General features: G+C 38.7%; 29 protein-coding genes. 22 read left to right on the plus strand and 7 right to left on the minus strand.

What is annotated here, in order from left to right:
* Positions 1–15: 15 nt before the first annotated feature.
* The 3 genes from HNR77_RS20750 (at position 16) to glnA (ending at position 3218) form a co-directional block, all read left to right on the plus strand.
* Positions 16–1269 (plus strand): methionine gamma-lyase family protein, encoded by a 1254-nt coding sequence (locus HNR77_RS20750; protein WP_184188565.1) that lies wholly within the window; start codon positions 16–18, stop codon positions 1267–1269.
* A gap of 82 nt (positions 1270–1351) precedes the next feature.
* Positions 1352–1762, plus strand: coding sequence for a MerR family transcriptional regulator (locus tag HNR77_RS20755; RefSeq protein ID WP_111273725.1), 411 nt, complete (start codon positions 1352–1354; stop codon positions 1760–1762).
* A 127-nt stretch (positions 1763–1889) separates the two neighbouring features.
* Positions 1890–3218 carry a type I glutamate--ammonia ligase gene (gene glnA, locus HNR77_RS20760; protein WP_111273758.1) on the plus strand — a complete coding sequence of 443 codons (1329 nt, stop codon included), beginning with the start codon at positions 1890–1892 and terminating at the stop codon, positions 3216–3218.
* A 106-nt stretch (positions 3219–3324) separates the two neighbouring features.
* On the opposite strand, the gene HNR77_RS20765 is transcribed toward glnA, so the two are convergent.
* Positions 3325–4461 (minus strand): site-specific integrase, encoded by a 1137-nt coding sequence (locus HNR77_RS20765; RefSeq protein ID WP_184188568.1) that lies wholly within the window; start codon positions 4459–4461, stop codon positions 3325–3327.
* 792 nt (positions 4462–5253) lie between these two features.
* Between HNR77_RS20765 and HNR77_RS20770 the strand changes: the two genes are divergently transcribed.
* The 7 genes from HNR77_RS20770 (at position 5254) to HNR77_RS20800 (ending at position 10836) form a co-directional block, all read left to right on the plus strand.
* Positions 5254–5886, plus strand: a complete 633-nt coding sequence (locus HNR77_RS20770; RefSeq protein WP_184188570.1) for a DUF6338 family protein — start codon at positions 5254–5256, stop codon at positions 5884–5886.
* Positions 5867–6013 (plus strand): hypothetical protein, encoded by a 147-nt coding sequence (locus HNR77_RS20775; protein WP_184188573.1) that lies wholly within the window; start codon positions 5867–5869, stop codon positions 6011–6013. The genes HNR77_RS20770 and HNR77_RS20775 overlap by 20 nt, the downstream gene beginning before the upstream one ends.
* Before the next feature lie 721 nt (positions 6014–6734).
* Positions 6735–7511 (plus strand): hypothetical protein, encoded by a 777-nt coding sequence (locus tag HNR77_RS20780; RefSeq protein ID WP_184188576.1) that lies wholly within the window; start codon positions 6735–6737, stop codon positions 7509–7511.
* Positions 7512–7534: 23 nt separating this feature from the next.
* Entirely contained in the window at positions 7535–7912 is a 378-nt protein-coding gene (locus HNR77_RS20785; protein WP_184188579.1) for a TIR domain-containing protein, read from the plus strand.
* Positions 7913–7922: 10 nt separating this feature from the next.
* A complete protein-coding gene (locus HNR77_RS20790) occupies positions 7923–8888 on the plus strand; it encodes a caspase family protein (protein ID WP_184188582.1) in 966 nt (321 codons plus the stop codon).
* Between the two features lie 18 nt (positions 8889–8906).
* Complete coding sequence (locus HNR77_RS20795; RefSeq protein ID WP_184188585.1) at positions 8907–9449, plus strand: hypothetical protein; 543 nt, start codon at positions 8907–8909, stop codon at positions 9447–9449.
* 835 nt (positions 9450–10284) lie between these two features.
* Entirely contained in the window at positions 10285–10836 is a 552-nt protein-coding gene (locus HNR77_RS20800) for a hypothetical protein (protein WP_184188588.1), read from the plus strand.
* A gap of 685 nt (positions 10837–11521) precedes the next feature.
* Here the strand turns inward: HNR77_RS20800 and HNR77_RS20805 are convergent.
* Positions 11522–12124, minus strand: coding sequence for a hypothetical protein (locus HNR77_RS20805; RefSeq protein WP_184188591.1), 603 nt, complete (start codon positions 12122–12124; stop codon positions 11522–11524).
* Positions 12125–12320: 196 nt separating this feature from the next.
* On the opposite strand from HNR77_RS20805, the gene HNR77_RS20810 reads away from it, so the two are divergent.
* The 3 genes from HNR77_RS20810 (at position 12321) to HNR77_RS20815 (ending at position 13715) form a co-directional block, all read left to right on the plus strand.
* Positions 12321–12629, plus strand: a complete 309-nt coding sequence (locus HNR77_RS20810; protein WP_184188594.1) for a hypothetical protein — start codon at positions 12321–12323, stop codon at positions 12627–12629.
* A complete protein-coding gene (locus tag HNR77_RS30390; RefSeq protein WP_260410737.1) occupies positions 12622–12753 on the plus strand; it encodes a hypothetical protein in 132 nt (43 codons plus the stop codon). The genes HNR77_RS20810 and HNR77_RS30390 overlap by 8 nt, the downstream gene beginning before the upstream one ends.
* Before the next feature lie 329 nt (positions 12754–13082).
* Complete coding sequence (locus tag HNR77_RS20815) at positions 13083–13715, plus strand: copper amine oxidase N-terminal domain-containing protein (RefSeq protein WP_184188596.1); 633 nt, start codon at positions 13083–13085, stop codon at positions 13713–13715.
* A 440-nt stretch (positions 13716–14155) separates the two neighbouring features.
* Here the strand turns inward: HNR77_RS20815 and HNR77_RS30395 are convergent, their stop codons facing one another.
* Positions 14156–14320, minus strand: a complete 165-nt coding sequence (locus HNR77_RS30395) for a hypothetical protein (protein ID WP_260410738.1) — start codon at positions 14318–14320, stop codon at positions 14156–14158.
* A 29-nt stretch (positions 14321–14349) separates the two neighbouring features.
* Here HNR77_RS30395 and HNR77_RS30400 point away from each other — a divergent pair, with 29 nt between their 5' ends.
* The gene (locus HNR77_RS30400) at positions 14350–14760 is read left to right on the plus strand and encodes a syntaxin family protein (protein WP_260410739.1); all 411 of its coding nucleotides are present in this window, start codon (positions 14350–14352) and stop codon (positions 14758–14760) included.
* A gap of 111 nt (positions 14761–14871) precedes the next feature.
* Entirely contained in the window at positions 14872–15255 is a 384-nt protein-coding gene (locus HNR77_RS30820) for a tyrosine-type recombinase/integrase (RefSeq protein WP_397367250.1), read from the plus strand.
* 158 nt (positions 15256–15413) lie between these two features.
* Here the strand turns inward: HNR77_RS30820 and HNR77_RS20830 are convergent, their stop codons facing one another.
* A complete protein-coding gene (locus HNR77_RS20830; protein ID WP_184188602.1) occupies positions 15414–16172 on the minus strand; it encodes a hypothetical protein in 759 nt (252 codons plus the stop codon).
* 749 nt (positions 16173–16921) lie between these two features.
* Between HNR77_RS20830 and HNR77_RS30825 the strand changes: the two genes are divergently transcribed.
* The 3 genes from HNR77_RS30825 (at position 16922) to HNR77_RS20845 (ending at position 19088) form a co-directional block, all read left to right on the plus strand.
* Positions 16922–17026 (plus strand): IS3 family transposase, encoded by a 105-nt coding sequence (locus HNR77_RS30825; RefSeq protein ID WP_184188660.1) that lies wholly within the window; start codon positions 16922–16924, stop codon positions 17024–17026.
* A gap of 367 nt (positions 17027–17393) precedes the next feature.
* Positions 17394–17966: a hypothetical protein gene (locus HNR77_RS20840; protein ID WP_184188604.1), complete on the plus strand. Its 573-nt coding sequence runs from the start codon at positions 17394–17396 to the stop codon at positions 17964–17966.
* A gap of 312 nt (positions 17967–18278) precedes the next feature.
* Entirely contained in the window at positions 18279–19088 is an 810-nt protein-coding gene (locus HNR77_RS20845) for a hypothetical protein (RefSeq protein WP_184188608.1), read from the plus strand.
* A 144-nt stretch (positions 19089–19232) separates the two neighbouring features.
* Here the strand turns inward: HNR77_RS20845 and HNR77_RS20850 are convergent, their stop codons facing one another.
* The 3 genes from HNR77_RS20850 to HNR77_RS20860 form a co-directional block, all read right to left on the minus strand.
* Positions 19233–20189 carry an IS30 family transposase gene (locus HNR77_RS20850; RefSeq protein ID WP_184188611.1) on the minus strand — a complete coding sequence of 319 codons (957 nt, stop codon included), beginning with the start codon at positions 20187–20189 and terminating at the stop codon, positions 19233–19235.
* Between the two features lie 257 nt (positions 20190–20446).
* Positions 20447–21097, minus strand: coding sequence for a hypothetical protein (locus HNR77_RS20855; RefSeq protein ID WP_184188614.1), 651 nt, complete (start codon positions 21095–21097; stop codon positions 20447–20449).
* A 454-nt stretch (positions 21098–21551) separates the two neighbouring features.
* Positions 21552–21965 (minus strand): helix-turn-helix domain-containing protein, encoded by a 414-nt coding sequence (locus tag HNR77_RS20860; RefSeq protein ID WP_184188616.1) that lies wholly within the window; start codon positions 21963–21965, stop codon positions 21552–21554.
* A 228-nt stretch (positions 21966–22193) separates the two neighbouring features.
* Here HNR77_RS20860 and HNR77_RS20865 point away from each other — a divergent pair, with 228 nt between their 5' ends.
* The 4 genes from HNR77_RS20865 to recD2 are packed head-to-tail and all read left to right on the plus strand — an operon-like array spanning position 22194 to position 25770.
* Positions 22194–22409 (plus strand): helix-turn-helix domain-containing protein, encoded by a 216-nt coding sequence (locus tag HNR77_RS20865; RefSeq protein WP_110896857.1) that lies wholly within the window; start codon positions 22194–22196, stop codon positions 22407–22409.
* On the plus strand, positions 22402–22674 hold the full coding sequence (locus HNR77_RS20870) for a group-specific protein (RefSeq protein WP_184188619.1): 273 nt from the start codon (positions 22402–22404) through the stop codon (positions 22672–22674). The genes HNR77_RS20865 and HNR77_RS20870 overlap by 8 nt, the downstream gene beginning before the upstream one ends.
* A 37-nt stretch (positions 22675–22711) precedes the next feature.
* Positions 22712–23527, plus strand: coding sequence for a transcription termination/antitermination NusG family protein (locus HNR77_RS20875; RefSeq protein ID WP_184188622.1), 816 nt, complete (start codon positions 22712–22714; stop codon positions 23525–23527).
* On the plus strand, positions 23527–25770 hold the full coding sequence (recD2, locus tag HNR77_RS20880) for an SF1B family DNA helicase RecD2 (protein ID WP_184188624.1): 2244 nt from the start codon (positions 23527–23529) through the stop codon (positions 25768–25770). The genes HNR77_RS20875 and recD2 overlap by 1 nt, the downstream gene beginning before the upstream one ends.
* Positions 25771–25906: the final 136 nt, after the last annotated feature.

Below are 25906 nucleotides of genomic sequence, written 5' to 3' on the forward strand. Positions count from 1 at the left end.
GGGAATGAAGGCAAGATGGCAAGGTTTGATTCAAATATTGTAGAGCTTCAGCATCAGGTGGAACGTCAGATTGAGGGTCAGCTCCAGCAGGTTGACCGTATCGTCGATCACAATCAATGGAAGGTTATTGATGCATTTCAACGTAGAAAAGTAAGTGATTATCATTTTGCTGGTTCTACGGGTTATGCGTATAATGACCGGGGGCGTGAGGTGCTGGATGAAGTGTATGCCGATGTGTTTGGTGCAGAGGCTGCACTGGTCCGTCCTCATTTTGCCTCGGGAACACATACAATTAGTACAGCGCTATTCGGCGTGCTGCGTCCTGGAGACGAGTTATTGTACATCACAGGTAAGCCTTATGACACGTTACATAAAGTAATAGGCAAGCCCGGAGATGGTACAGGTTCTCTTCGTGATTTTGGTATCGGATATGCTGAAACGGCACTGACATCTACGGGTTCGGTGGATTGGGATGCTGTGGAGAAGCAGATCACCTCTGCTACGAAGGTCATCGGCATTCAGCGTTCCCGTGGTTATGACTGGCGATCTTCCTTCACCGTTGCTGAAATTGAAGAGATGGTGACACGTGTCAAAGCGTTGAAACCGCACGTGATCGTGTTTGTGGATAATTGTTATGGCGAATTCACAGAGGAACGTGAGCCGACAGAAGTCGGGGTAGACCTGATGGCCGGTTCATTGATCAAAAACCCGGGCGGCGGGCTTGCAGAAACCGGGGGATACATATGCGGCAAAGAGAAGTATGTACAGCTCGCGGCTTATCGATTGACTGCACCTGGCATCGGAGGTGAGGTTGGTGCCATGCTTGGAACAACGCGAGGCATTTATCAAGGACTTTACATGGCTCCGACAGTAGTGGGGCAAGCGGTTAAAGGCAGCATCTTCGCTTCGGCTATGTTTGCTGCTACTGGATTTGTGACCAAACCTGCATGGGACGAGCCGCGTACCGATCTCATTCAGGCTGTACAATTCAGCTCAGCCGAGCATTTGATCGCTTTCGTGCAAGGCATTCAGCAGGCAGCCGCCGTGGATAGTCATGTCGTGCCGGAGCCTTGGGATATGCCAGGATATGAGCATCCTGTTATTATGGCGGCAGGTACATTTATTCAGGGAGGCAGCCTGGAGTTATCAGCTGACGCGCCGATCCGTGAGCCTTTCATCGGGTATATGCAGGGGGGCTTAACTTACTCTCATGTTAAATATGGCGTTTTGATGGCATTACAGGCGATGAAAGATCGTAAATTATTGTGAGTTTATCTAACATGTCATTGACACTTTGTAACAACTAAATGTACAATAGTGTCAAGAATAGACGACTGGAAGGTTGATGAACATGGGTGACGAAATTCGCAGAAATATGGCCTTATTCCCGATAGGCATTGTAATGAAGCTTACCGATCTGTCCGCGAGACAGATTCGTTATTATGAGCAGCACAGTCTGATCGTTCCTGCGAGAACATCAGGAAATCAGCGACTGTTTTCCTTTAACGACGTCGAGAGATTGCTAGAGATCAAAGCGTTGATTGAAAAAGGGGTTAACATTGCAGGTATCAAGCAGGTGATGAATCCTGTTTCGAAAGAATCGGAAGAGGCGACGGTGATTACACCGGATACGGAAGTGAAGCGCAGAGAGCTGTCGGATACTCAGCTGCACCGTTTGCTCAAGCAGCAGCTCGTTTCAGGCAAAAGACCTGGTCAAGTTTCTCTCATTCAAGGTGAACTTTCTCGTTTTTTTAATAAATAGATTCACCTAACGAGGCGGGTATAGTAAATTACAAATTTCTGATGTCAGACTCCTTGACCCGTGGAACATTCTAATGTACAAATATAACATGCAAGCCAAATACGCAGATAAGAAAGGGAGAGGAATCATGAGTTATACAAAAGAAGACATTCTCCGCATTGCACAAGAAGAAAATGTACGATTCATTCGATTGCAATTTACCGATTTGCTTGGATCGATCAAAAACGTTGAGATTCCAGTAAGCCAGTTAACGAAAGCGCTGGATAACAAGATGATGTTTGACGGCTCTTCCATTGAAGGTTATGTTCGTATCGAAGAATCCGACATGTACCTCTATCCAGATCTTGACTCTTGGCTTATTTTCCCATGGGTATCTGATAATCGCGTTGCTCGTTTGATCTGTGACGTATATCTTCCAGATGGCAACCCATTCCCAGGTGATCCCCGCGGCATCTTGAAACGAAACCTGAGGGAAGCGGAAGAAATGGGATTCACTTCCTTCAACGTTGGTCCTGAACCAGAATTCTTCTTGTTCAAGACGGATGAAAAAGGAAACCCAACGAACGAATTGAATGACCAAGGTGGATATTTCGACCTTGCACCAACGGATCTTGGCGAAAACTGTCGTCGCGACATCGTAATTACGCTTGAAGAGATGGGCTTTGAGATCGAAGCTTCTCACCATGAAGTAGCTCCAGGTCAACACGAGATCGACTTCAAATATGCGGATGCATTGAAAGCGGCAGACCAGATTCAAACGTTCAAGCTCGTTGTTAAAACGATTGCACGGCAACATGGATTGCATGCTACATTTATGCCAAAACCATTGTTTGGTATGAACGGCTCCGGTATGCACTGCAACCAATCCTTGTTCCGTGGCAATGAGAACGCATTTGTTGACGAGTCGGACGAGCTGGGCTTGAGCAAAACTGCACGTCACTTCATGGCCGGAACTCTGAAGCATGCACGTGCGTTTGCAGCAATCACTAACCCAACTGTGAACTCCTACAAACGTCTTGTACCAGGTTACGAAGCTCCATGTTACGTAGCATGGTCTGCAAGTAACCGCAGCCCAATGATCCGTATTCCAGCTTCACGTGGTCTGAGTACACGTGTTGAGGTTCGTAACCCGGATCCGGCTGCTAACCCTTACCTGGCTTTGGCCGTTTTATTGAAAGCAGGTCTGGACGGAATCAAACGTGAGCTTTCCTTACCAGCTCCGATTGACCGCAACATCTACATCATGTCAGAAGAAGAGCGTGTGGAAGAAGGCATTCCAAGCTTGCCAGCTGACCTGAAAGAAGCACTCAACGAATTGATCCGCAGCGAAGTCATCTGTGACGCTCTCGGCGACCACGCCCTCGCTCACTTCTACGAGCTGAAAGAAATTGAGTGGGATATGTATAGAACACAAGTCCACCAATGGGAACGCGATCAATATATCACGTTGTACTAATCTCCGAATCCCTTGCGCCACCTGGCGTGAGGGGTTTTTCTTTTTTGTGGGCAAAACATTATAAATTCAAATAATACAAGAGCGCCCACAAAATGCCCACAAAAATTTAATCTTGAAGAATACCTTTAGTAAATACTTCGAACTTATCCATGTTGTTTTTCTGGATTTTAGAAGAAATGTGGGCATAGACATCCGACGTAATTTGAATGCTGCCGTGACCCAATTGCTCTTGTACGAATTTCATATCTGCTCCAGCTTCAAGCAACAATACAGCACAGGTATGTCGGAGTGAGTGAATGGGTAGGGAGGGGAGGTCGCTTCGGTCTAGTATCCGAGAGAAAGCATTGAACAAGGATGATTTCGGCATATAGTTGCCGTCTTCTCTGCATAACACTAGATCAAGATCAAGATGATATCTTTCCCCTAAAACCCCTTTATTCTGCTTTTGCCACTCTTGGTGATACTTTAAATCATTAGCTAATGATTGGGATATTTTAATCGTTCTCTCTGATTTGATGGTCTTGGTGTCTCCGAATAATCCCTCCTTATCTTTAGCGGTAAAATCTAAAGTTTCGTCAATTGTTATAAACTGATTTTCTAGATCAATATCAGGCCATTTCAAGGCGGCAGCTTCACCTTTTCTCATTCCTGTTTCAATTAAGACTTTGAAAAAAATCCAATAAATGTAGCCGTATTCGTAAGCGTTTTGTAAGAACCTTGAGATGTCTGAAGAATCAATAAAGTGAACCTCTCTCTTTTTCCTTTTAATTTTTATTTCAACGCCTATACATGGATTTTTTTCAATCTTACCGATAATAACTGCTTTTTGTAGCGCATTGTGCATAGTAGCATGTATTAACTCAACTGTTCTGCGGCTGGGGCCTTTTTCTGAAATCGAGTTAATGAAATTCTGATACATAATTGGTTTAACATCTCGAAGTAGTATGTTTCTGAAATAAGGCAAGATGTGATTCTTGATGTTGTTTTGATGTAGAAGTAATGTGTTTTTTCGAACACTCCCTTTTTTGTATTGATCAATCCAAAAATTCAGATAATCTTTTAAACTCAAATCACTTTGCTCGTAGCCAGCGGAGAGACTCCTTTCGAACTCTGCAGCAGCTAATTGAGCTTCCTTTTTGGTTTCGAATCCCCGCTGAGACTTTTCACGAAAAGTTTGTGTGAATGGATCTTTGTATCTTAGACGATACTCCCAGCCAGTACCATGTTTCTTAAAGCTTGCCATAAAGTAATCACCTCTATCAGAACTTATGTTCTTTTTTTGTATATGTAAAACCGCCTTACGGCGATGTAAGCGTAAGTTAATCAATTTTTGAGTAGGGCAGTGAAATGTTATTGGAAAATTCAAAAACAGATAATTCTCAAATCAGAAAAGATATATTTTATAATTTCTGCATTAAAAAACGAGCCTTCAGTAACTAAAGGCTCGTTTAAAATGAAGAAATTATATTTACCTCCAAAAGTCTTGTTTGGATTAGTGCAGGGGTCTCTTACTTAAAAAGTAACTATAAGAATTGTACCCTATTTAAGAGGATTTTCCTATACCTACGATTGAAAATTTGAATGTTACACAGATATTCTTTTTTTACCTAATTACGCCAACAAAATGTAAAAAAAGAACATGTTCCAATTGGAGTTGCTATTATAGTAGCTTTTTTTTATGTTTTAAGGAAAGTTCGTGTCCTGGGTTAAGAGTAGTTATTTACAATTATATGTATATCTAAATAGAAGAGAGCATGTAGTTCAAACCATAACAAAGTATTCATTATTAGCTTTTTAGTGTTTAATTGAATATATAGAATATTTTAGTTTATGATTTCAATCAATGATATCATTTAGAGTTATAAGGATAGAACAATCCAACTGATCAGCATAAGTTGCTTTCAAAAAACGCAGATTTACTTCCGTTGAATGTTGCACTTTATCTTCGTTTTCGAGACCAGCCTAAGCTTTCATGCTTGATTTATCCAGAAATTAGTATTATATTAAAGTTTGCGAGTTAAGGAGGATGTCCGTTTTGATCTTTAATAATTTTGAAGCTGTTTATTATACCGTACTCATGATGGTACCTGGTTTTATTATGAACATGGGATATAATTATCTTCTTCCGACAAGAGAAGGACAAGCTACGATCTACCTTGTTAGATTTATAGTTTTCAGCTGTGTTAACTTTGCTTTCGCTTGGCCGATAATAAATAAACTAATTCAATCTCGGTACTGGGAGCTACATCCTTTTAGATGGTCTATTATACTTGGACTAATCATGTTATTACTGCCGTATTTCATTGGAATAGTTGCAGGAATAGCTACTGAAAGGGATTGGATACGGAAGTTCCTATTAAAGACAGGGATAAACCCAGTTCATCCATCCCCAACTGCATGGGACTACATCATGTCTAATGATTCAAGTTATGTTATTGTTACTTTGAAAAACGGGTTTGTAATATATGGACTTTTTGCATCTAAATCTCTAGCTTCTACCGTACCGACTGAGAAGGATCTATACTTAGAAGAAATATTTGAATTGGACGAGAATGAAGAATGGCTACCTAAAGCAAAAGGAATATGGATTAGTGGTCCTGAGATTTTACATATTGAATTTCTAATTTCAGAAAATAAGGGGGAGAAACATGAAGAATCAGAACGATGAGAATAGAGTTGTAGAAACAAGTGGATATCAGCCAAGGACGGGTATAGAGGAAAGAGGCATACAACCAAAGGCATCTGGAAAATCATTAAGCACTCCAAAAGGTGGGAGTAGTGTGAAAAAACCTTAGAAAGGGGAAGTTTGAATGAAACCAAACAAGCAGCCGTCTTCTTTGAAAAATATAGGAAATGGGCATCAGCCAAATAAATCACAAGAACAAATGCCTAAACCACCTAGTGGTGGATCAAGTGTGGAAAAGAAATGAGTAGGAGGGAGTGACTGGCCTCTTTCCTCTACACCTCCGTAAATGCGGGTAAGCATACAGCGGTTTAAGCTCCAAATAATGAAAAAGTAAAACCTTTTGCTCTTTCACTTCCCATTAGGAAGTAGGAAGGGCATTTTCTATTGTGAATATTTCTCACAACCTCGTGGGAAATGGTTTTCTTAAAAATCAAAAGTGCTGTTGGAGAGAGTGCTCCATGACAGTAGGGGCAACCGTTTGACAGGTGCAGAAGACCTGATTTCGCCTGTTCTCAGTGATTTTCCAGGTGAACTTGTTGATCTACTACTGTTACACCGTCCATATCGGGTGCTTCTCTCGCAGATATCCCCAGGTAAAACCTTCATCTGTCTGCCCGAGAATACTATAATATAAGGAGAAAAAGGGGGCAAGTAAATGCGTACCGGCTCCCATCGTAGAGTCTACCCATATAAATGATAATAGAAATAATAGGATTACTGATACTTTCGAATCATTTACAAATGATGGATGTTAGTATATTATTACTATAATTATTACTAAAGAACTATTTGTTTAGACATCAGATAATAGGTTGGAGGCGATCATAAAATTGTATATTGGTTATAATCTTAAATCAGACTCCAAATTTTTAGATTATTATGACAAGGGGAGTCAAATTTTTGGTAGAAACAAGAAAGTGATCCAAGATGAGTTAGATAAGTTTGTACTAGAGGATGGCAGCCTAGATGGCTCAAAGATGCAAGAGACATGGTTCCCGCAAATAAATGCTGACATTTTTCTCTCGCATTCGCATGCGGATGAAAAAAATGCTATTTCACTTGCTGGCTGGATAAAGGAAACATTTAATTTAGACACATTTATTGATTCTTGTGTTTGGGGATATGCTGATATGTTGCTAGAGAAAATAGATAATGAATTTTGTTGGCAACCCAAGTCCTCAACGTATAATTATAAAAAAAGAAATCAATCAACAAGTCATGTTCATATGATGCTTTCAACCGCTCTATCAAAATTAATGGACAGGACAGAGTGTGTAATTCTTCTCAACACTCCGAACTCAATTCAATCAATTGAAGTAGTAAACAAGACGAAATCTCCGTGGATTTATTATGAAATTGGACTTACAAAGTTGTTAGAGAAAAAGAAACCCTCTAGACAGCCAAGCATAATTAAAAAAGGGTTATTTGAGAACTCTCAGGATTTAAGTGTTAAGTACGAACTAGATATGAAACATCTTATTGCACTTACACAGTCTGATCTTGAGAATTGGGAGAGAAAACACCTGCTAGTTAAAAATACACAACATCCTATGGATACATTATACATGTTGACTGAAGCGGTTAAAGCATTAGAAATTATGAGATAACTATTTGAAAGGGGTATAATGTAATGGCGAAAAGAGTGTTTACTAGTTTTGCAATCGAGGATAAGACTTTACGTGACTTTCTAGTCGGTCAGGCAAAAAATGAAAATTCACCTTTTGAGTTCGTAGATATGTCCGTCAAACAGCCTTGGGATTCTGCGTGGAAAACTAAATGTAGAACAAAAATTAAGGGATGCGATGGTGTGCTTGTGATTGTTACAAATAATACGAAAAATGCAGATGGGCAACTTTGGGAAATTAAATGTGCAAAGGAGGAAGGTATTCCAGTTAGGGGTATTTGGGGAAATCAAGATCACCCAGCAACACTTCCATCTGAGCTAAGTGGTGTGAAGGTCGTTAACTGGACTTGGAGTAATATTTCAAATTGGATTTCTTCATTGTAGGAGGGCAGATATGAGAAAAGCATTAATAGTTGGAATAAATAACTACCCTACTTCACCACTTTATGGATGTATTAATGATGCATCTACTTTTAAAAACATAATCGAGGTGAATGGAAACGGTTCCCCTAACTTTGATACAAGACTTGTTACGGATGTGCGCACAAAGTCTGAACTTAAGAGATTAATAATTGAGTTATTCAAAGGAGAAAGTGAGACTGCGTTATTCTATTTTTCTGGGCATGGTTACATTGATGAAGTTAGTGGCTATTTAGTTACGCCAGACTATAGTGAATACGATTATGGAGTTTCAATGGACGAAATACTTACTATAGCCAATGAGTCCAGAGCCCAAAATAGAATTATTATTTTAGATTGTTGCCATTCAGGAGCTTTTGGTTCACCTAGAAGTGCAGGGAGTGCTACTCAAATAGTAGAAGGTGTCTCTATCCTTACGGCAAGTAGGGATTACGAATCTTCTCTAGAAATAAATGGTCATGGGGTTTTTACCAACTTACTTTTGAATGCCTTACAAGGAGGGGCATCAGACTTAAGAGGACATATCACTCCAGGGAGTGTCTATGCATATATTGATCAAGCGTTAGGCCCTTGGGACCAGCGCCCTGTGTTCAAAACTAATATTACTCGGTTTACTTCACTAAGAACTGTTGTTCCTCAAGTTCCGATTGAAATTCTAAGAAGTTTGGTTACATATTTTCCATCGGCAGAAGAGGAATTTCTGCTAGATCCATCGTTTGAAGTAACAAATACTACAGAGGTAGAGCATGAGGTAATTGAACCCTACGCTAAAGAGGAAAATGTTATAAAATTTAGAGATTTACAAAAATTACAAAGTGTTGGTTTGATAGTGCCTAACGGTGAAGATCATATGTATTTTGCTGCCATGAATTCTAAGTCGTGCAAATTGACTGCTTTAGGATATCATTACTGGCGATTAGTAAAGGATAAAAGAATATAATTGAGGTGAAATGGTGTATTGATTTCAATATTTCTTAGCTACCCGCAACCGCATAAACAGGAACAAAATGAATTTATTGGAGGTTTTATTGAATACCTTAAAAATAAGGATATAACCCCACGTACTCTAGGTGTCACTGACTATGACAACAATAATCCCTTGGCAGCAATTAGAAGATTGATGCTAGAGTCAGATGGTTTTATTACTGTTGCTTTCAGGAGGCTATATGTAAATAAAGGCGTTTCTAAGTTTGAGACCGACATTGAGTCAACTGAAGAAACAGAAGTATCGGATAAATGGTTCACAAGTCCATATTGTCAAATTGAAACGGCCATGGCATATCAGCTAGGCTTGCCAATTTTATCCTTATTAGAAAAAGGTGTCACAGCTGAAGGTGTTTTACAAAAAGGAGTTGTCGGATTATACTTGCCAGAATTTGTTTCATCCGTTTCTGTTCAACATTACCTTTCATTAAGTGATTGGAAACAGACTATGGCTCAATGGGAAGCGAATGTGGTGACAGTAAATAGGGCAAAAGGATTCCCACGACAATTATATTAACGTTTGTAATTTAAGAAGCTCAAGTGCACGCCAGACTTGAGCTTTTAATAGTATTCAGCAGGAGGATTAATTAGGAGTAATCCCCAAGTAAAAGTATATAAAAATACTTTTACTTGGATCATCTAATGCCTATCAAATGGGAACCAGTAATGATTACAGTCACAACTTTTGTATTGTTTTTGTGATATTATAGATTGATAAATTTCTCATCTAGCACTTTAATGCTGATAATACTCGATGTAAGCTCTGTTCATTAGTGGAATTTTTTAGAGAAACTAAGTTAAAATAACCCATCAGTGTCTACATAGAATGGAAATGAGGTAGAAAGACTGTGTGATTCAAATAAGAAATATGTATTTTTTGTTCCAGGCGTAACTGAGGCGATCTGTATATCTTCTGTTAATTCACTCTTACTAGTGACTGAATCGTCTAAACTTTTGTCCCTTAATCGCCATAAAAAATACACCCCATAGAATTTCATCGGCTAAACCCAGGGTTTTTTCCAATGTCTTTTCTAAGGGGGGCACTTCAGTGCACTTCACACCCTCTGTGGTGCTTTTTCTTTTGCTTCCATATGACGGAATGTGAGCCGTTTTAAACTTCACAGCATGAGAGCTTCTGTTTGCAGGTATCAGGCTCTTGAAGAGGAGAACAGCGCCTGAGTGTGCGTACGCACTAATATGAAGCTCACCCATACGTTGAAACCAACTCAACACAAATAAAAAAAATTGTAACTGCAAGAGGCGAAAAAAACGGTACAGCATTTTTTACATTAAAGGTGATTCCCTTCTGTTTGACGAAGTTTAACCTATCAGGGAGAAGGAGGCGTAAACCTATGAGTGACGCAAGGAAAGCAATTGATACTATTTTGGATTTTTTGAGTGATGACACAAAAAAACTTCTTTTAGTAAAAGGCTATGATGATATTGCCAAATTAAAGGTGGTATTGTCTTGTTTAAATAAAAAGTTCGATAGAGGGATTATAAGAACCTCTTCTATGCAAGACATATCAGAATTTGTTAACCGAGCATTTAATAAAAAGCTTCTACCAAATACAATAAAGTCAACAACTGTATATAAACTAGGGAAGATGACTGTAAATATAAACAGTTATGTAAGTGCTACAAAATTCAATCCCCGAGGAAATGAGAGTACATTTACTGTATTCTTCCCAGTCCAAACAGTGTTGAATGATTCTAAACGATTTGATGCACTTTTAACTGAGCTGGAGAGTACAAATTCAAGAAAAGTTATATTAATTACAACAAATGATCCTAGCATAGATAAATGGGATATAGAAAATAACGTAGACCAAGTGTACTTTTACAGTGTTGAAGAAGATAATCCACAAATCATGATTAATTTAAGAAGTAATGGAGCTATTTAATATTCAGACACCCTGCTGGGTGTTTTTTATTGGAGGAGAGAACATGGAATTACGAGTTATACCAATAGATCAGATTAATGCAGTAGCATATAACCCCCATGTTGACCTTCAGCCTGGGTATGTTGAATAAGAAAAGCTTCGCCGCAGCATAGAGGAATTCGGTTATGTGGAGCCTATCTTCTGGATTGAGAGTACAGGGAACATGGACGGGCAGTCATCAGTGCACTTACTTAAAACAAAGCCAACTCAGATAACCAAGGATTTTGACGCTGTTTTTTTATTTTTTGGGTGGTTGAATGTATCAGGAGAACTGAATACGTAGTACCATCACAGGAGTTGATGTTTTATTTATAGAAGTATGAAGAACTTCAGAAGGTAAGGAAGCATTACCTGTCTTCTCTTTCATGTCTGAGGTCATCTACATAGATTACATTTTATATCTCTTTTAGATTGGCTATTAGTAAACGGAAAGTCTATATTATTGATAACCTTCGTATGCGTATGATGAAGACGTAGAGGTGGAGACTAATTATACACCCATCAGCAGTAATAAAAATCTAATCAGCAGAAAAACTATGGAGAAGCTCTAACCTTGTATATAGTATTGGAGCTTCTCTATAGATATTTACTGACTTATCTAAATATAATAATAGGATAGTATTGTGTTATAGAAAAGAGACAAGAATTACTTTTTTTCTTTTTCTTTTTCTATCTCTTGAATTACTAAGGAGTGTCTATTAAATTCATCCTTTTTTAAATTAGTTAAAAGTAAAATGAACATGGATAAAATAAACAAAGCCCCACATACAGTAATAAAAGAGTTTGATGAATCTAACGTATAGATCAATCCTTTATGGCTATCCTTTATATCTTTTAACCATCCTAATTGATTTATTTCTTTTAAAAAAGAATTATTTTGAGCGAAACTAAGCACTGCAACTTGTATAGAAGCAGTAAGAGTGATTACAGCAATACCAACCGTAATAATAAGTTTACTTACTAACTCCATAGCACTATTTATAAATGAATCATCATATTTAATTTTTCCATTATCAATTTCCAACTTGGCGAAAACAAACGTCCTAGGTGGGAGGCTTTTATACTTTTCATACAAGTTCTCTATACTCATTAAAGGTGAGACAAGTTCTTTGTTTAAGAAGTTAAAGCTTTCTTTTAGTTTAATATCAGAAAAGGGGGAATTTATTTTTTTGATGAATAGGAGGTAGCTTAATATTACATAAGAAACTGTAAAAATAGCGAACAGAGCAATTACAATATAAGAATTCATCCTAATCAACCTTCCGTTTTTGCTGATATTAATACTATCGGAATGCAAGCGGAAATTTTTAATATGGTGATGAAGATGAATGATGGAAACAAAATTAAATCCGTAGTAACATCGCACAAAACGAATGATATTATAAATCCATAGAAGTATGAAGAACTTTAGAAGGTTAAGGAAACTTTTCCTGCCTTCTATTTTTATGTCTGGAGATGAAACATTGAAATGGTATCATAAAGCCATTTTTTCATTTGCTAATTCGGTTTTTCCGACTGCGGTAAAGCGGCAGATGATGAGTAGTGGTAGGATGACCTCGCCAAGATCATTAAACGGATGTTTGCAATCTCGCATTAATAAGTTCAGATCGCTTGTAAAACATGTTCACATTCCTGAGAAAAAAGAATTGATCACAATTCAAAACTGGTTGGAAGATGCAAAGAGCGCACAGGAGAAGGTCCGAGAATGCATGGCGGGGTTGGCTCCCAAGGAAGGAGCGGATAACCATGATTGAAGAGAAAAAAATGTATCGTGTCATTGTCTCTATGATCCGTTCGCTTACTCGGGTTGCTGAAAAGGAAATCAAACTGAGGAAAGCCGTAGAGAAAGTATTGAGAACTGCCAATATGGTGATTTAAGGCCGTTAGGCCATCGAGTCGAACGAATAAAACCAGTGAATACGGGGGCCGTATCAATATATTTTGGTCGGTCTCCCCAAATAGGAGGATATACATGGAACTCAAAATTAAGGAATTGACGCAGATAGATGAATCCCGGCTTTACACTGGTTGAGTATTAATCAAGGTTATACAGCATTCACTGAAACTACTATCAGATAGTATGTTGATGAGTCTTCATATCAAATGGAATGAAAAGTTACTATAGGAATTGTCAACCTTATATTTAATTATCAGATATTGTATGATATGATACACAGGAAAATAGTACCAGTTGGAGGGTGTAAATCGTGAAAAAAAAGTTGCTGGTTAGTTCTCTAGTATCTGTTTTGCTGTTATCAAGTACATCAAGTGTGTTAGCTCATCCAGGCAGAACCGATGCAAATGGCGGTCATACGTGTTGGACCAATTGTGCCAAATGGGGACTGGAATACGGGGAATATCACTATCATAATGGAGGGAAATCATCATCTAGCTCCAGTTCTACTAAATCTTCTAAAAGCTCTTCGTCAAAAAGTTCTAAATCATCTAAATCAAAATCCACAAAACCTAAAGATTCTAAACCAAAGTATACACAATCTAATCTAAAGGTTCTTATCAATGATAAAAAAGTCGATTTTACGAATAAACCTCTACAGTATGAGGGGAATAATCTAGTTCCTCTACGTGATATTACTGAAGCATTGAAAGCAACGTTTGCTTACTATCCTGAAAGTGGGACAGTTAGCATAACAAAAGATAAAAACAAAGTTACATTGACCTTGGGAAGCAAAAAGGCATTCTACAATGGCAACAGCAGCACGCTAAGTGTAGCTCCAAAAGTTATAAATGGCATTACATACATTCCAGTACAGGCTATCAGAGGCCTAGGAGCATCTATGGAATTTGATTCAAGCAATAACACATTAAATGTAACAATTTAAACTACACTGTGGAGAGCATTTGCTCTCCATTCTCATTGAATCAAGATATTAAGTGGAATTTGAGCACCTGGATTACAAAGTTGTCATACCCTACGTCACAAACTCTGCCATGAATGCTTTGGAAATCAAAGATTCCCAAAAGGTGGCCATGTTAATGTGACATTTCAAACAAACTGGCTAGCCAAATCAAATGTCCATGATCTATAAAACGCTAGCTGAGAGGATCTGGAGGCTGCGTTGGAGTCGATCAGCTGGACTCAATAAATAATACATAGGAGCTGGATTGCTATGGTTTCAGTTACGCAAAGAGTAAGCAAAGTTAAACAGCCTAGAGGAGGCTACATACGGCCCAGAGACTTTGAGGAGATCGTGTTGAGTGATGGGATGGAGCTTCACCCAGAAGAAAACCTTCATGCAAGTTTAGTGGGTTTGGCTGTTGATTATTTGACCAGATACTTGTCCGGGTCTTCTGCAGAGGAAGCCTTCGAGATATCTTTGAGCGGTTCGTTTCTGGTAGGAGAAGATGCTTTGGTAAGATCTCTTGTACAAGAGGTTAAAGGTTTAGATGACCAGTCTATACGCAATGCCTGTAAACTCGTAGGCATACGATGTATGCGTTCGCGCTGGAACAGCCATGTATAAACCTGTGGAAGATATTTATGCTGACGACGAAACGGTAAGTAATATTCGTACAATGGTAAGTAGAAGTCTTGCTTTTTGGGAAGAGTTTGGACCAATTGTTAAAGATAGTTATACGTTTGAATTCGGATATACTGAAGTTGTGAGTACTGGTGATGGAGATTATCTGACAGAGGACACTTTGTGGGACTTCAAAGTATCTAAAAATGGACCAACCAATAAGCACACCTTACAGCTTTTGATGTACTATATTTTGGGCCTCCGCTCTATTCATAAGGAGTTTCATAAGGTACGTCGTTTAGGAATTTACAACCCTAGACTTAATATCGTTTACCTGCTAGATGTGGAAAAGATCCCTCCGGAAGTGGTGGAAGCAGTAACTAAGGATGTTTTGGTAGCAATTTAGATTTACAGAGAAAGATGGCGGTGTGGTTACATTGACTGAAGCGTATTTTGCGGGTGCGCTTGCTGGAGTGTAGCTACACTCCATGAGCGTCTTGGTTTTGCGTAGTGGATCTTGACTTGGTCGGCGGAAGTTCGCTTTCGAGGAGATGTAAGAGAGCATGCGATTGTGTTAACTTTTCTTCGGATGGGGTTGCGAGTTCATGAGATATGTGACTTACAGCTTAAAGATCTGACCATGAGTGACCGCAAAGGAATAGCTTATATTCTAGGTAAAGATGACAAAGATAGGGAGCTTTCGATAAGTTCCGAACTCCAGAGCTCGCTTCAGGCGTACCTAGACACTCGGAACGATGATAGCGCGTATGTGTTTGTCTCGAGACGATCGTCAAAATGTACGGAACACGGGATACAGTACATGAAGTACCGCAGATTTACAGGGATTAAACATTTGAACTGTCACAGCTTGGGGCATACCTTTGGCCACGATTTGCTCTAGGCGACAAAGGATCTGCAGAAGGTTGCCAACCTCATGGGGTACTACAAGGAAAATGGTGAACTTAATATCCAAATGACGATGATATATACGACACGAGCAAAATAGAGCCCCTAAGTGTTTTGCACCATAGGGGCTTTCAAGTCTCACAAACAAATTGGTTAATTAAAGCTTACTGATATCTGATCTGATGTTCCCCATTGATAAGGGGTCGATGTAAATGATGCACTTACCTCAAATGGATATTTTAAAGTAAGGTTTGTTAGTGTTGTTGGAAAAAAGTTAGTCCAGTTGTGAAGCCATTGAGATTTTACATAATATGATTTTCCACTGGTTGGTTTACTAATATAAAAATACGCATATCCATGCATTCCGAAGCCGTTAAGGTAGTCCTTGGAAAATGTAAAGGTTGCACCTGAATCCTGATAACTGTAAAGGGATCCTCCATTATTATACTTACGGTAATCCTTATCCTGTACGACTATTCCACCGTTTGTTCCTTGAGCATTAACAGCTCTTCCATATTCATCTGTAACAGCTAGAGCTACGATGTCATATGCATAGTCTACTCCTCTTTCCCATTTATCATGATCGTTAAAGTCCCATAGAGCTTGTACTAAGTAAGTTCCCGTTCTAGCGTCTTTAAATGAATAGTTTTTTATCTTCCCATCACCAGGGCTGCTTCGTAGAGAGAAGTTGTCATTTTGGGACAGGGATTCGATTTCCCATCCGAGCTTTTCCAGTTCTTTAATTCGCTCTTCTTGATTTAATCCTGCCGACTGCTCTAAGAGAAGGTTCGTTCTCTGCTGCAATTCCTCCGCTTCCTTACTCTTATTAAGAGAAGTAGCACTTACTTGTGAAGAGGAGACTAATGCAAAAACAATAGTGGCCAACATCATAGTTTTCAAAAACTTCCTCATAATTCAAATCAACCTCCCAAAATTTTTATTTAATTACAATATACTATTTTAATTTACAAAATAATCTAAATTATTACTGTGATATCTATCACAGTTTTCCGAAGACAGAAAATCAACTTCCTAATAGTTCTATTACTTTCAGAGGGCTAAATGCTACCGTTTCTTAGGCGGCCATGCTGGCCATCATTTTAATACTAATGAGAGTGGATCGGCTACACTTAGTTGGACGGAAAAAATAAGGGCTTGTAGAATAAAACTATCATGTTAAAGGATCGGATCTCTACAATACTATACAATAATGACGCATATGAGCCTCTTCTCCACCTCCACCTTTGCACAATTTAAGCCTCATAAAACGGTTTATATGATAAACAGCGAATGAACTCGATCGTGATTTAAGAGACGGAAGCGAAGCGTTTCGGGTAAGCAATCTAACGTTGTAGAGGTGGAGTATTGGCTGCGCTAAGTTTGCATCCTTCTTGACCGTGTTCAACCGGAAAATTATTGGCCTTAGTGCAGGTCCACATAAAGGCACTGCATTGGTTTCACGTGCTTTGCAATGGGAGAAGGGGACTTGGTCAATTTCAGTGGTTTCATACCGATCGTGGAAGTGAGTTTAAAAGACAAACGATGGATCATCTTCTGTGTACGTTTATTATTGGCCCTTCACTCAGCAAGAAAGGTTGTCCGTACGTTATTGACGTAGCCGAAGCCACCTACAAGGTTATGAAAACCGAGTTTATTTCTAGATAGAATTTAGAAACCTTCGTCATTTAGAACTGGAATTATACGACTACGTCAACTGGTTTAACAGGCATCGAATTCATGGATCACTGGGATATTTGACATGTTGAGTATCGCCAAGAAGCACTTAAAAGGTTGTCTGATTTAATGTTGACAATCAATTAAGGCGGAGTAAGGTCCAGAAGGAGATAAGTGATTACAGTAAGCTAACCAAAATAAAAGAGGTTCGTGTATCCTGTCGTTCCGTCCGATATATTTTTGCTCGTAATTACATGATGAATGGTGAAGATATTGCATGTCTTAAAAAAATTTTGGGACATAAGTAGTTCTCGCGGGATTATCCGTTGAGGGTTGTTCCTTTAATGTTAGAATATAGTCAAGTATTCCTATCTTTAGTATAATAGAACTATAAAGTACAGGATAAGATTACATACGATTAAAATGATTATAAAATTTGAGATTGGAAGGTAGAGTTGTATGGATAAAGAATTGATGAGGAGACAACTTAGACATTCATTAAACAGTGTAACATTCTTAAAAAAGGACGAAGTACAGGGATTTATAGAGAGAGGGAAAAATATTGAACTAAGATTAGCAAAGTGTGATCCTGACAATGAGACAGAACTAGTTGAAATAAGCTATGCTATTATTCAATTGGAAAGTGAGCTTGAGAGTACAGCTTCAACGAAAAAAGTCTCATTCTTTATAGCTTTTGCATTACTCGTGATGGGATACGGCGCCTTATATGTCTTTATCAACAAGATAGATATCCTAACATATCTATCTTACATACTTTCAAGTATGGTTGGTGCTCTTATCTATTTTGTCTCTTCACGAACTGCAGGGGGGGCAGATGCCCCCCTTTATAAAATATTAGTTGCTATAGCTTTACCTTTTATGTTTATCTCGTTTTTATTCACTAATGGACAAGGCCAGATTATTGATTTAAAGGACAAGATGTTATGGGCATTCATATTCGGATACAGCAGTGATCTACTAATCATATTCCTAAATAAAGTCGTTACAAAAATAAAAGTAGCTATAGGATAGGGGATGATGAGAATGAAATTAATTGCAAAGGTTATTTCTTCACGGCACAGTTGGAGGCTAAAAAAGTTTCTGTTTTCAATAAAATGAGGTGATTGAGCAGGGGAGTATCGAAGAAATTACAGAAGCGTCTATTAAAATTCATAGTTCATGGTACTTTAGAGAAGTGTGTAAATTTTATCTTGTTTAACATTTATTTAGAATACATAATTACTATGTATTTATTTTATCAGAGGGAGGAATATAGAAAATTTTAGTTTTTGTGAAATGCTTTGCATTGCTTTTGAAAAAAAGAAATGAAAGGGGATAACATTAATGCTTGAGTCTTTTATACAACAAACCACAAAATTCTTAAAATCATCAAATGTTAGAATTTTCAAACCGGAGTATAGAGGTGTAATAATTAAGGAGGATGGGAGTCCTTCAGTTATTTTTACTCATAATGAAGAAATGTATAGAAGTTCTAATCTTGAAGACAATTTGATTCTTCAAATTATGGTATTTTTTGGAGTGCTGGACGCCACAATAGATACTCTGTATCCTGAACTTGAAGGTGAGGGATTCCAAAAAAGATATTCTCTTCTTCCTCAAGACAATGACTCTAATACTATAATAGCACAAATTTATAGAATTCTTATCCTTATGAGGAATGCGGCAGTACATAATAAAGAAGCAGTATCAATACAAAATAATATCATAACTTTTAAGTCAGGTATAAAAGAGTTGAGTATCACAAAAATAGGACTTGAACTTCTATATTCTACTGTGCTTCTTTTTATAAAACCAACTTCTTCAAATAAGGAATATAATATGGGAATACTAAGAAGATATTATGACGAAATTAAATCAAATATTTCTATTTTCAAGGATAATAACGGGGAAGGAATAGTAGAAATATCAGATGGAATTAGGCTTCAAGTTGTAGTACGTTATAAGGTCGAAAATTCCCAATACAACGTTGATAAGGATCTTATAACAATATTGAATCCACATAATACAGGTAGTGAACTTTATGGCTCAGATTATCTTATAAAATTTGAAAATAGAAATATTTCATTACCAAGTGAAGCGTTAGATAACGAATATAAAATTTCAAGAGATGAGTTGTTAATTTGGGTCGAATAACTTAATAGTTAACCTTTTCATTATTTTTTTGAAATTTTTTGTAATTAAATTAATTGAACATATGGATTGAAATTATACAAAACTAAATAATAAAAAAGGTCTAAATTCCAGCTGGAGTGTAGACCTTTTTTATTAGACGGATTGTCAAGCCAAGTGCGACAGTTCCTCTGAAAAGGATTCGTGAGCGGTTCTCCAACTCAAGCATTTACGTGGTCTGTGATTGATCAAGTCTAGAGCGTTTTCTAGAGCCTCATCCGTGATTTGGGCGAGATCCGTCCCCTTTGGGAAAAACTCTCGCAGGAGCCCATTGGCATTTTCATTCGAGCTACGTTGCCAGGAGGAATAGGGATCTGCAAAATACACCTGCACCCCATGAATGGCTTCCAGGCTTTTGTAACAGGCGAACTCTTTGCCACGGTCTGCGGTAGCCGTTTGAAACGCATGGGTAGGATACTGCGAAGCCGCTACACCAAAGGCAATCTCCATGGACAACGCCGTACGATCAGGCATACGAATCGCTGTGTACAAGCGAGTCTTTCGTTCGATGAACGTAGCTATGCAGCCCTTGCTTCTCCCACGACCTGAGACCACCGTATCCAGCTCCCAATGGCCGAAGGTTTCCCGGTGACGCACCTCTTTCGGGCGCTGAGAGATGGGCTTGCCCACAGCAAACTTTCCACGTGTCTCTGCTGGTTTTTGCCGCTTCCCTTTGTGCCTGAGGACGGCAAGCATGCCTTTCACCAGACGGCCGGTATAAAGCCAACGATAGATGGTTTTAAAACATACCATCGCTTGACCCTCCTGGCGCAATCGCTCTACGATCTGCTCTGGAGACCAGGTTGCCTGAAGCTTATCTTCAATGCAACTCGCCAGTTCCAGACTCCACTTGCCTCCGGAAACGGACGCCTTACGGCGCTGAACATAGCCATCTTGAGCGTTCTCCGCGCAGTATGGGTGTTCTGCTGCATTTCGGTTGAGTTCCCGGCCAATGGTGGCATGATGTCGGCCAAGTTCTTTGGCAATCGCTCGGGTACTTTTCCCCTGCTTGTGGAGGATTTCTAGCTTACTGCGTTCGATTATGCTAAGATGTGTGTAGCTCATGGTGGATTCTCCTTGTGTGAATGGTTGTGTGAGAACTTTCATTCTACACGAATCCGGCCATGGGCCCTTTTTTATTTATTTCCAGTAGGTGTCGCACTTCATATTACAATCCGTCATTATTAAAAACTAAGGGATATTGTATTTATTAGATTCAATGCACATTAATACATAAATCCCCTTTTTCGCTTGGAAATGAGAGTCCTATTTTGTTTTGCTTCTATAATCGGATATAAGAATATAATAGCTGTAGCACATTGTTAAAATAGCCCATTAGTGTCTACATAGAATGGAAATGAGGTAGATAGACTGTGTGATTCAAATGAGAAATGTATATTTTTTGTTCCAGCCGTAACAGAGGCGATCTGTATGTCTCCTGTTAATTCACTCTTACTAGTAACTGAATCGTCTAATAATCTTTTTGTTGTAAGACTCCAATTATCATTAACTGGCGTATAGAAACTTGATGCACTAGTAGTATATACCTTTCTCCCCTTAACATTATCATCAGCCCTAATAAATGAAAGATCAATATCAACATTCTTATCAGTATCATTTTTGATTGTAACATTTAATAATACTTTCCCATCAACTTTGTTCAAGGAATTTAAAGTAATTGTTACATTGTTACGCGTATAAGAGATTGGTAGTTTTTTAAAAGTGTCAATTCGAATAGTACTTCCAGATGAAACAGCATACCCAGCTTTTTGGCCTAACTCCTTTAAAGGTATGTATAAGCTATTATTAATAGTAACTACTGGACTTTCAAGTGTTGTTTCGGAACCATTAATCTCAATTTTGCTGTTATTCACAGGGAAAGCTTTTAAATAGCTATTGGCTGCATAAGAAACTCCTGAGAAGAATATTGCACCACATAGGAATGCAGACACAACTGATAATTTTTGTTTCATAGTACGAATCCCCTTCTAATCTAACATTTTCCATAATTATATCAATCTGAATGAATTAGGTCTATGTAATTAGTTGTTAAGTATTTAGTTATAAAGAACTAGATGTTTTGAAGAGTTATCGATTCGATAGACAATGAAACCGTCGTATGATATTAAGGGGAATTATCACTGAACGATGAATGTGCAGTTTGGATAAAAACATCTGTGGCTTAGCGATGTTGTTGTACATTCCGGCAAACAGGAAAAAAACTTAATTAGGGACAAGAATTTGTACAATAAAAAAGCCGCTAAAATAGCGACCCTAATGTGTATATGCTTTGATCTCTCGACACATAACCATTAGATTAACATACCTCAATGTTTTAAATACAAATTTACCCACCATGCTACTTATTCCAATCCCCCTAATGAGTCTTTGAAAGAAGAAAGTTTTTTACATTGGTTTAAACCTTCGCTAATCTTTCTTTTTCTTATCTTGTTCTAACTTCTCTTCCCAAAACAAACCCGACAGTATATCTATAACACGTTGGCGTTTCTCACCCTCAATAGGAATCCCGTCAAATAAAACAGGCTGCTCATCCTCAAGCATTTTTCTAAAATCAGCTATATCTTCATTGGTTGCCCATTCAGGGAAAGATTCATTTCGCATGTTATTGTTCTTATCATCATTTTGACGACCTAACAAATAATCTACACTCACATTGAAGTAGCCAGCTAGTTTAGAAGCGACATCAGATGTCAACGTACGTTTTCCAGTTTCAAGATTATAAAAAAATTGAGGAGAAATTCTCAAATACTGAGCTACTTCAACTCCGCTCTTATGTTGAGATTTTCTGATCTCTCTTATCCTATTAGGATAACTCGACATAATGAATAAACGCTCCTTTAAACTAATTGATTAATTAATCATATCAACAAATAGATTAAGCATCAAACATCAAATGGATTAATTACGAGCAAATGGGCGAAATAAAGAGTGAAACAATTAATCTATATGATTAATCTGATTATTCGAGTGGTTTTGAATCTATTTGGTTAATTTTTGGTTTGATTAAATTAATCAAATAGATTAATCTTTATGTCAGAGGTGAGACAAATGAATATTTCCGAACAGATTAAACCACTCATTAATGAGAAGGGAATAAATCCATCAGAATTAGCTAGTTTAGTCGGGTGTTCTCCTCAATATATGCATAATTTGCTCAAAGGAAGCCGTCGATGGAATGAAACAACTTTATCCAAAACTTGCAGGGCATTAAACATAGAAATCAAGCTAATGCCTAGAAAAAGTAATGAGGTGGAAAATGAGTAATCTTATATCCATCAACCTTGATGAAGATGAAGTGAAAAAAATCTGCCATGAAAAAATTGCTGATTTAATAAAAGAAGTTGATAACGAATTAATATTTTGGGATTCAAAACAACTAATGCGTCGTACTTGCCTAAGTTGGAACAGCATTCAAGCGTTGTTCTTTTTTGACTCAAGATTTCCTAAACACAAAGTAGGTGGTAAATGGTTGTTTCCAGCTAAGGAGACACGTGATTTCTTAGAACAATGGCTAAGAGAACAAAAATAAAATGATTGTCTATAAATTTTATTTGGGAGGTACTCTTATGGGAGCTGCATTTGCAATTCAAGTTATGACCGGCAAAGAAAACAATGTTAAAAAGCTTATGGAGTGGGCTTTCTCTAAGTGTGAAAATGCACAAAAGTGGGTCAAAGCCATACATAATGTCACTGAGTCTACCGTTCGTGTGTTAAGTGAAGGTGGACTTGGGAAAGTAAGAGAACGTGCAATCATGCCTGGATACATCTTTTTGGAAATGAACTATGATGTAGATCAACATAACCAGTCAGCAGCCATTCCAGCAGATGTATGGCATCTCATTAAGAGTATTCCCGGAGTATTAAAACAATTTACAAGTTCAGGGCAAGTTATCAGTGCCGATGAGTTTCAACAAATGCTTGGGCTGGAACCAGAAGAGCAAGTTGAGGTTGTCGTTTCTACGGATGAATCATCTATTGTAGTAACGGAAGCTACTCAGGTCAATGAAGCAGAAGACGCAGTGCAAAATGCGCTACATCAGGTGAATACAGCGAAGACCGTCGAAGAGCAAGTAGAAGCTGAGAAAGTTCTGGAGTCAGCCGAAAAAGAGCTGGAAGGGTTGATTGAAAAATCATACGAAGAGCCTGCGGGTGCAACAGCTATAGCATTGAGACAAATTCAAAAATCCGCTACAGAATCATCTGAAAAAGGAATCATCGCATCAATAAAGGTTATGATCAAAAACGGCAAAGAACGGATATGTTTTCCCAAAACGCTATTGGAAAAAATTATATCTTGTAACATTTCCGAATGCAAATCATCTCCTAACAACGTAATTAAGATACTCATAAAATATGTACGTCAGAAGATAGGCATAAGCTAATGGAGAATCATGCTTTAGAGTCAAGCACGGGGCATATCGTGTATTATCGCTATCCTCGTGATGGAAATCTGACGGAGGAAAATGATTTTGGTATTGCTCAGTGGTTGCCAGAAGACAGTAATGGGGCTTTTACAATAAAAGGTTCACTATTTGGTATGCACAAAAATGAGCGAATCAGAGTCCATGGTACGTGGGAGACACACTCTAAACATGGTAAGCAATTTTTAGTCAGCCATTGGGAACGGCCATTACCTGAAACAAAGGATCAAATTGTATCGTTCCTCAACTCTAAATTTGTAAAAGGCTGCGGGAAGAAAAAGGCTGAGCTGATTGTACAGAAGCTTGGTGAGCAGACATTGGAACGGATCATGAATGAGGGCGTTGTCTGTTTAACAGGGATAAAAGGAATTGGCCCTAAAAATGCAGTTAAGATTGCAGATAGTATTAAGGACAATTTTGAAATTCAGCAAATTATGATGGCCCTGCTCCCCTATGGCATATCTGCGGATACTGTCACCAAAATGTACAAACAATGGGGGGCTGAGTGTGTAGACATTGTACGTCGTAATCCCTATAAACTCACTGAGATTCGTTTGATAGGGTTTCTCAAAGCAGACGAGATTGCTATGGCCATTGGCGTCAGTCCAGATTCGCCATATCGTCTGAATGCGGCGTTACAATATGTTCTTAACGATATGTGCTACGGTGGCGGCCATTGTTTTGTACGTAAAGATGAGTTAATGAATCGTACAAGAGAGCTTTTGAATAGTGTTCCAGAGCAGGATATCTTGACGGAACTACAATTGATGTCTGCTCACGAGCAGGTCATTTGGGAAGAAGACAACGTGTATCCCAAGCATCTGTTTGTCTATGAAAAGAAACTTGCTTATAAACTGGCTTGCATGGCAAACCGGGGCGGCGGAGCAATTCCTTTTTTGGATCAGATGATTCGAGAATATCAACTTCAACAGGGAATTGTCCTTGCTGAGAAGCAACGTGAAGCCATTAGAGAGCTGTTTAAACAGCAATTGGTCATTGTAACAGGCAATCCTGGCACAGGGAAGACGACCGTCGTTAAGGCTATGATAGATATCTACCGCAGGCACTATCCTGACTCAGCAATTGGATTATGTGCGCCTACAGGACGTGCAGCTCGCAAGCTGGGGGAATTGACGGGAATGGATTCTTCAACCATTCATATGATGCTTGGATTCCGTCCTGGGGCTGAGCCTGAGTACGGTGATGAGATGCCACTACCGTTTGACTTGATTTTTACTGATGAAGTGTCTATGAAGGATCTGCAGCTTGCGTATCACTTGTTTCAGGCCATTGGACCAAACACGAAAGTGGTACTCATTGGAGATAGCGATCAGCTTCCGTCTGTAGGGCCGGGGAATATACTGCATGATCTGATTTCTGCTGGCATCCCGCATATTCGGCTAACTGAAGTATTCCGTCAGGCGCGGGAAAGCCAAATTATCATGAATGCCCATCGAATTAATCGTGGTGAGCAGATCGTTATGGATAAGAGTAAAGATGATTTCTTCTTCATTGAACAATCTGATCCGAATCGGATTGCCCACCTCGTCGTGCTTAGTGTACTTCGTTTTGTAGATAAAGGGTACAAGCTGGAGGACATTCTTGTGCTGTCCCCCATGAAAAAAGGCATTATAGGTACGGAAGAGTTAAACAATGCGCTACAAGCAGCTGTGAATCCTCCAGCAGAGGACAAAGCCGAATTGACAGCCGTGGGACGTGTTTATCGCCAAGGAGATAAGGTCATTCAGATTCGCAATGATTATAAGAAGAAGGTGTTGAATGGCGATATTGGTGTTGTCTTGGGCACTGCTTTTGTGGAAGATGAAGAGGGTGAGGAGACGGATGAAATCGGACTCGCTTGCCAGTTTCAAGGCAAAACCATTGTCTATAGCCGGCTTGAACTCAAAGACTTGCTTCTTGCCTATGCCATAACGATTCACAAGGCTCAAGGCGGGCAAGCTCCTGTGGTCATTATGCCTGTTTCAAGCAGTCATTACATGATGCTGGCTCGGAATTTGATTTATACAGGACTGACGAGAGCTGAGAGAGTCTGTGTCATGATTGGAACCCGAAAGGCACTCAGTATGGCCATAAGTAATAACAAGCTGGTGCAGCGAAATACGGGATTAAAGGCACGAATTGAGCATAGCTTACGTATCTATCAGCATGATCAAGGAGTGAAGAAACATGTTAACTTATCCTAGACCGACGTTTCTTCCTACGCAGCGAACACCTATGAGACAGGGAGGCCACTGAAGAACTAGCAGTTTTTCTACAGATGTTATTTAGTTTACAGAAAAGAAGACATTCGTACCGAATTTCGGAACGAATGTCTTCTTT

It is taken from the genome of Paenibacillus sp. JGP012 (assembly GCF_014203995.1).
Classification (GTDB): Bacteria; Bacillota; Bacilli; order Paenibacillales; family Paenibacillaceae; genus Paenibacillus; species Paenibacillus silvae.